This window comes from Streptomyces chlorus (genome assembly GCF_042655885.1).
Lineage (GTDB): Bacteria > Actinomycetota > Actinomycetes > Streptomycetales > Streptomycetaceae > Streptomyces > Streptomyces chlorus.
The window spans coordinates 1-7,044 of the sequence record NZ_JBHSOA010000033.1; the positions used below are offsets into that span (position 1 = coordinate 1).

The following is a 7,044-nucleotide window of genomic DNA, read 5'->3' on the forward strand; positions in this document are numbered from 1 at the left end:
TCCGCCAGCCACCGAAAACCAGTGACAAACATAGGCTCATGATTTCTGGCGCAGGACACTAGTGCTCCAGCCGGACTTCGATATTTGTGCTGGTCAACGGCCTGGCGACGGGGGGTTTAGCGGGGGTGCCACGCGCGGGTGAGGGCTTTCGCCATTGCTTCCCTCGGACGAGGACCCCTGCCGCATGTCCGTGGGCGTGTCCGAGCAGCCCTTCGGTGTGATCGATGACGCTCCGGCAGACGTGTGGGAACGGGAACTCGAAGAACTCTTCCTGCGGATCGGCGCCCGCTTCTCCCGCGTCGAGCCCAGGCGGCGGATGCGGGACTACGTGCGCGGTCTGCTCGGCCCGGCGAGCCGCAAGAACTCCTGGCAGCTCGCCGAGTGAGCCGGCCACGCCACCCCGGACGGCCTGCAGCATCTCCTGGCGAAGAGCCGCTGGGACGCCGACTCTGTCCGTGACGTCCTCCAGCAATACGTCGCCAACCAACTCGGAGAAGAAGAAGGGGTGTTGATCCTCGACGACACAGGTTTCGTCAAGAAGGGCGATACCTCCGCGGGGGTGCAGCGCCAGTACTCCGGAACCGCCGGACGCACCGAGAACTGCCAGATCGGCGTGTTCGCCGCCTACGCCACCGGCCGGGGACACGCCCTGGTCGACCGTGCCCTCTATCTGCCCAGGTCCTGGACCGACGATGCGGACCGCTGCCGGGCCGCCCGCGTCTCCGACCACCGTGTCTTCGCCACCAAGAACGACCTCGCCCGCGCCATGATCCGCCGGGCCCATGCCTCCCCACTCCGGTTCCGGTGGGTCACCGCGGACGCCGCCTACGGCCAGGACAGCCGCTTCCGCCGCTTCATCGAAGACCTTCGGCTCCACTACGTCGTGGCCGTGCCCAAGTCCCAGCAGGTCCACGGCCCCCGCATCGAGGACCGCTTCCGCCGCGAGGCGCCGCCGGAAGCCTGGCAGCGTCTGTCCGCCGGCCCGGGAGCGAAGGGCGAACGCGTCTACGACTGGGCCGGCGCCCTCCTGCCCGTCGTTGAGGAACGCGACGGCGACGAGCCCGCCCGCCGACGGTGGATGCTCGCCCGCCGCAGCATCTCCGACCCCGACGAGATCGCCTACTACCTGGCCAGCGCCCCGCTCGACGCCACTCTCGCGGACCTCGTCCGGATTGCCGGGTGCCGCTGGAAGATCGAAGAGTGCTTCCAGAGCGCCAAGAACGAATGCGGCCTCGACGAGTACGAGGTCCGCCGCTACACCGGCTGGTACCGGCACATCACCCTCGCCATGCTTGCCCATGCCTTCCTCGCCGCCATGGCCACCCTGGAGCGCGAAAAGGGGGTCGTGACGACGACACTCCCGACCTCGTGGACCTCACACCGGCCGAGATCCGCCGCCTCCTGGCAGCTGGCCGTCCGCCCCGAGAACGCCGTGATCACGCCGTGAACTGGTCCCGATGGCGACGTCGCCACCAGGCACGTGCCCGACGCTGTCATTACATGCGACGCGGCTACCTGTTCGCCGGCACCAGATGGCGAAAGCCCTCACCCGCGCGTGGCACCCCCTCTAAACTCCCCGCCACCAGGCCGCTGATCAGCACAAATATCGAAGTCCGGCTGGAGTACTAGCCCTCGCCATGGTGCAGTGCCGGCCGGGGCGCTGAGGGATGTCGGTCGAGACCTCGGGTCCCGCAGCCTCGGCCCCGCCCGTCATCCCGGGAGCGTGCGTCGGACCAGTACCATATACAGGCGCTGGCCGGGGGAGCCGGGCAGTTTGCTCCTCGGGTTCGGGCGGGGTCGCGATCTCGTTACACAGGCGGACGGATTTGCCCGCGAGGTCTCCAGCGGCGAGCTCTGGGCTGCCCTCGAGCCCCGCACCCGCGAGGTGCTGGCCGTGGCGACGGAGCTGGATCGTCCCGCGCTGCAGGGACTGGTCGGGCTGCACGGTGGCCTGCGGGCGCGGATCGCTGAGCTGGTGCCGGAGGAGATCGAGGCCGGCTCGGTCCTCTCCCTGATGTTCGACGACCTCGCGGGGACCAGCCTCATCGCGCCGTTCGTGCTCACTCGGTCGCTGTCGACCGCGGCCTGGGAGTAGAAGTTCGGTGACCGCGTCCCACCGACTGGCGTCTGCACGGGCTACCGGGAGGGCGCCATGGCGCACGGGCCGGGGGAGCCGCGGGACCGGATCCACCCCGTCGAGGTGCTGGGATCGCCCTCCGACCTCGACGCGTGGCACGAGCTCCCCGAATTCGCCGAGCCGACCACCCGCCGCGTCCGCCGCATTGACGCCTGGCGCGAGGGCGAGGCGCTGCGGGCGCGTGGTTCCAGGACTCTGCCCCCGAGCCGGGCGGAGGGCGGATCCCGGCCCACGAGTACCGCCTCAGCACCGCCGCCGGCGCCCGGACTGGGAAGCTGACCCAGATTTCGGCGGTGGCGGGTGCGCTGCCGATCCCGGAGTGTCCGCTCGCGGCCGACAATCTGCACCGACGGGTGGGCGTACCTTTTGCGAACCTGCGCCGGACTGCCCCCGGCATCCTGCGCCGCGAGGACGGCTGCACGCATCTCACTGACGCGGCCAGGGCCCTGCGCGAGGTGCCGACGATGCTTCTCGCCGATCGGCCTAAAACTTATAGCTGTAGATTATTGACCATGGCAGCTTGGTCGCCTAGGGGGCGACTCTCCTGCTGACCGTTGCGGCGCACCAGCACCGAACTGGTGCCCGTCCACCCGGCCACCTGCTGATCACTCACTAGCCGAACCGCCAGGTGACCTGCCAAGTCGTAAGGGAGCCTGGGGGGTGACTGGCATCCATCGTCACCGAAGTGCCGACCGCCCCCGACTTCGCGGCGGGGATGGCGGCCGCGGCCACCAACGACTCCGACCTCGTCCACTGCGCACCTGTCCATCTAGTAAAACTTCTGGTCGTAGGTTTAAGATGGTCTGGCCGACATGGCCGTCACCATTTCTCTCGAGCGAGTTCGTTCCTAGGAGGACCTTTGTCCAACCACCAGCAGGTGCTCGGGACGCTGATCCGGTACTTCAAAGAGAACACGACGCACCTGGCGGACAGCGAGCTTCGGGTCCCGACGTCCCATTTCACCGACGACGAGCATGCGGCCCGGGAGCTGGCGCTGATGCGGACCGTCCCCGTGGTCGTCGCGCACCACTCAGAGCTGCCTGATCCGGGCAGCTTCGTCACCCGGGATGTCCTGGGCACTCCACTGCTGATCGTGCGTCAGCGCGATGGGAGCGTGGGCGCCAGCATCAACATCTGCAAGCACCGCGGTGGACGGGTCGAGGTTTGCGAGGCGGGAAAGAAGCGGGCCTTCACCTGCTCCTACCACGGCTGGACCTATGACCGCGACGGCTCTCTGCGGCACATCCCGTATGCCCAGTTCTTCGAGCCGCTGGACCGCCTCGAACACGGCCTGGCCCAGGTGCATACCGAGGAGCGACACGGCCTGGTGTGGGTCACGCTGGACCCTGGGGAGAAGCCGCAGACCGTGGCGGAGTACCTGGGCGCGGACATGGAGGAACGCTTCCGGGAGTTCAACTACGAGAAGTCGCTGCTGGTGCTGGACAAGCAGTTCACGGTCCCGGTGAACTGGAAGCTCGTTGTCGATGGCGCCGTGGACAGCCTGCACCCGAAGTTCCTGCACCCGTACGGCGTCGGAAAGCTGATCTCGACCAACACCTGCGTGGTGGAGTCCAGCGGCCTGCACATGCAGTCGTTCACCCCGCGGATGCGCCTGGAGAAGGCGGTCGAGGCCGGGGAGGAGGACCAGGTCGAGGGCTTCTACAAGCACGTCGGTTCGAGCATGTTCGTCTTCCCCAACGTCAACGCCGCGATCACCCCGCACCACATCGAGTTCTGGACGACGTGGCCATCGTCCCACTCGCCGTCGGAATGCACGATCCACATCCGGTTCCTCGCCGACCCCGACACCTACGACGAGAAGATGGCCGAGCGAATCGCGAAGAGCTGGGAGATCCTCGAGGAGGCCGCCACCAAGGAGGACTGGCCGATGGAGGAGACCATCCAGGCCAACGCCCTCGCGGTCAGCGGCGTGTACATCTACGGCCGCAACGAGGCCGGGCCGCAGCACCTGCACCGCCAGCTCGCGCGGAAGCTCGCCGAGTCCGAGGCAGGGCAGCCCGCATGAGCGCAGCCGCCAAGCTCCCGCTCGCCGGTCTACGAGTCGTGGAGCTCGCAGGCGAACTCGCGGACTCCGGCACCCGGCTTCTCGCCGACCTGGGCGCCGAGGTCGTGAAGGTCGAGCCGCCTGAGGGGGCGGCCGGGCGACGTCGCACGCCCATGGGTGACATCAGCCGGTGGGCGTGGCACCTGAACAACGCGAACAAGCTGGGTGTGGTGCTGGACGCCGCGGACGTTTGCGACATGACGAAGCTGCGCGACCTCGTCGGTGCAGCAGACATCCTGGTCGACTGCTGGGGTCCGGGACGGCTCGCCGATGCGGGTCTAGAGCCCGGTCGACTGACCGCCGAGGTGCCGGGCCTGGTCGTGGTCCAGGTGAGCGCCTTTGGACAGACCGGTCCCTACCGCGACCTCCAGGCGACCGAGCACGTCCTATACGCGATGGGCGGCGTGTTGTCGCGATCCGGGTTCCCGGGTGCCGAGCCGCTGCTGCCCCCGGTGGGTCTGGTCGAGGGGCACACCGGCGCGCACGTTGCCTGGGCCGCGCTGCTGGCGCACTACCAGGCCCGTCGAACGCACCGTGGTGAGTCCGTGGACGTCTCCGCCTACGAGGCCGTGGTGCACGGTCTCGACCCGGTCTTCGGGACCCAGGGATCCGCGGCCGCGGCGCGACCAGACACCTTCCCGCGTGGCCGGCCCGACTCGCGCAACTACTACCCGGTCTACCGCTGCGCCGACGGACACGTGCGTACCTGCCTGCTCTCCCGGCGGCAGTGGCGGGCGATGTTCGAGTGGTTGGGTTCGCCCGAGGAGTTCGCCGACCCGAAGTTCGATGCCATCCCGGCACGCTTCCACGCCGCCGAGCGACTCAATGCCGTGATCCAGGAGTTCTTCGACCGGCACACCCGCGCCGAGCTCGTCGAGGAGGGTGCGGAGCGAGGCATCCCGATCGCTGAGGTGCTCGATGTCGCCGACGTGCTCACCGTGCCGCACTTCGTCACCTCCGGCGTCCTCGCGGACGTCGAGATCGCGCCCGGGGTGACCGCACGAGTCCCCTCCGGCCAGGTACGCGTCGACGGCGTCCGCGCCGGGCACCGGTCCCGGTGCCCAGAGCTCGGTGAGCACGACGACGTGGTGCTCGGTGCCGACGGCTTCTGGCCCCCGCGCGTGCTGCTGGCCGGACCGGAGCTCGCGGACGGCGATCGGCCCTTCGTGGGTCTGCGGGTGCTCGACCTCGGTGTCAACGTGTTCGGCGCCGAGCTCGGTCGCCAGTTCGCCGACAACGGTGCCGACGTCATCAAGGTGGAAAACGCCGCCTACCCGGACGGACTGCGGCAATCGCGACGGGAGGGCGCCTTCGCGGCGTCGTTCGCCTGGGGCAACCGCAACAAGCGCGGACTCGGTCTGAACCTGCGTAGCCCCCGGGGAGTCGAGATCTTCCGCTCGCTGGTAGCCACCGCGGACGTGGTCGTCGCCAACTTCAAGCCCGGCACACTGGCCGGCCTCGGCCTCACCCACGAGATTCTGGCCGAGATCAACCCGCGGATTGTCATCTGCGACGCGAGCGCGTTCGGCAACGTGGGGGAGTGGCGCAAGCGTCTCGGCTACGGCCCGCTGGTTCGTGCGTCGTGTGGTGTCTCGGCGCTCTGGGCCTACCCGGACGTCGAGTACGGCTCGGCCGACGGCTCGACCGTCTACCCCGACCACGTCGCCTCCCAGGTCGCTGCGGTCTCGGTGCTGGCTGGGCTGATCGCCCGGTTGGAGTCCGGCCGGGGCTGCCTCATCGAGCTCGCCCAGTCCGACGTCGCACTCACCCACCTCGGTGGCCACCTAGCCGCCGAGTCGCTGCAGCCAGGCTCGGTCGGCCCCGAGGGCAACATCGCGCTGGCCGAGGCGCCGTCGGGTGTCTTCCCGTGCGCCGGTGACGACGAGTGGTGCGTGGTCTCGGTGCGAGACGACGACGACTGGGCACGGCTGTGCCGGGTCGTGGGCCGGCCGGAACTCGCCGACCATCCCCTCCTCGGGAACGTGGCCGGTCGGCTCAGGAACCGGGCCGCGGCCGCCGGGGTGCTCACCCAGTGGCTGATCCGCCGCGACCGGGAGGAGTCGATCGCCGCTTTGCAGCAGGCCGGCGTCCCGGCTGGGCTGATGGCCCGCGGCCCCGACCAGCTCGACGATGCCCAGCTCACCGCCCGCGGTGCCTTCGCGGACCTCGAGCACCCCGCTCTGCCGATGACCCTGCGGGCCAACCTCCAGGTCGCGACGTACACATCGGTCCCAGTCGCCCCGCTGCTGCCGGCTCCGGTGCTGGGCGAACACACCCGGGAGATCGCGGCCTCGCTGCTCGGTCTGGCCGATCAGGAGGTCGAGGCCCTGGTGGCGGAGGGCATCCTCCAGCCAGAGTAGTGATGTCCGGACTCAGCGGGCCGCGGCTGCCACGGGGTTCCACCGCCCGGCGGCGGGCGCCCCTGCCGCGTCGGGGTAACAAGTCACCTCATTTGGTGAGTCGGCGGTAGCAGGTGAGGGTGCAGGCGATACTGGTGAAGGCCAGGAAGTGGGTGGCTTCGCGTTCGTAGCGACGGTGGAGGCGTCGGCAGCCGGCGAGCCAGGCCATGGTGCGTTCGATGGTCCAGCGGTGCCGGCTCAGCCGCCGGCTGGAGTCGGTTCCCTTACGTGCGGTCCGGGGTGTGATGCGGCGGCCGCGCAACCATCGCCGCAGGTGGTTGTAGTCGTATCCCTCGTCGCCGTGGAGCTTGCCCGGTCTGCGGTGTCGTGGGCCGCGCCGGGAGCGGATCGGCGGTATGCCCTGCACGAGTGGGCTCAGAGGTGCTGTCACGTTGGCTGACCGGGTGGGATGATCTTCGGGTTGGTCATGGTGGAGGGGGACC

The 7,044-nt window shown here is 69.3% G+C and carries 5 protein-coding genes and 2 pseudogenes; 6 read left to right on the top strand and 1 reads right to left on the bottom strand.

Translation table 11 applies throughout. The features are described from left to right. The first annotated feature begins 184 nt into the window (after window positions 1-184). From ACFPZI_RS16115 to ACFPZI_RS16140, 6 genes and pseudogenes are all read left to right on the top strand, one after another. Window positions 185-1,447: pseudogene (locus tag ACFPZI_RS16115) on the top strand (IS701 family transposase). A gap of 327 nt (window positions 1,448-1,774) precedes the next feature. Then, window positions 1,775-2,095 (top strand): hypothetical protein, encoded by a 321-nt coding sequence (locus ACFPZI_RS16120; protein WP_381363622.1) that lies wholly within the window; start codon window positions 1,775-1,777, stop codon window positions 2,093-2,095. A 57-nt stretch (window positions 2,096-2,152) separates the two neighbouring features. Further along, a complete protein-coding gene (locus tag ACFPZI_RS16125) occupies window positions 2,153-2,416 on the top strand; it encodes a hypothetical protein (RefSeq protein WP_381363623.1) in 264 nt (87 codons plus the stop codon). Then, window positions 2,359-2,688, top strand: a complete 330-nt coding sequence (locus tag ACFPZI_RS16130; RefSeq protein ID WP_381363626.1) for a DUF2889 domain-containing protein — start codon at window positions 2,359-2,361, stop codon at window positions 2,686-2,688. The genes ACFPZI_RS16125 and ACFPZI_RS16130 overlap by 58 nt, the downstream gene beginning before the upstream one ends. Window positions 2,689-2,996: 308 nt before the next feature. Then, window positions 2,997-4,163: an aromatic ring-hydroxylating oxygenase subunit alpha gene (locus tag ACFPZI_RS16135; protein ID WP_181383787.1), complete on the top strand. Its 1,167-nt coding sequence runs from the start codon at window positions 2,997-2,999 to the stop codon at window positions 4,161-4,163. Continuing rightward, on the top strand, window positions 4,160-6,562 hold the full coding sequence (locus tag ACFPZI_RS16140; protein ID WP_381363625.1) for a CaiB/BaiF CoA transferase family protein: 2,403 nt from the start codon (window positions 4,160-4,162) through the stop codon (window positions 6,560-6,562). Before ACFPZI_RS16135 ends, ACFPZI_RS16140 begins: the two co-directional genes overlap by 4 nt. Before the next feature lie 88 nt (window positions 6,563-6,650). Here ACFPZI_RS16140 and ACFPZI_RS16145 read toward each other — a convergent pair. Next, window positions 6,651-6,980 (bottom strand): annotated as a pseudogene (locus ACFPZI_RS16145) (transposase); the annotation flags it as partial. Window positions 6,981-7,044: the final 64 nt, after the last annotated feature.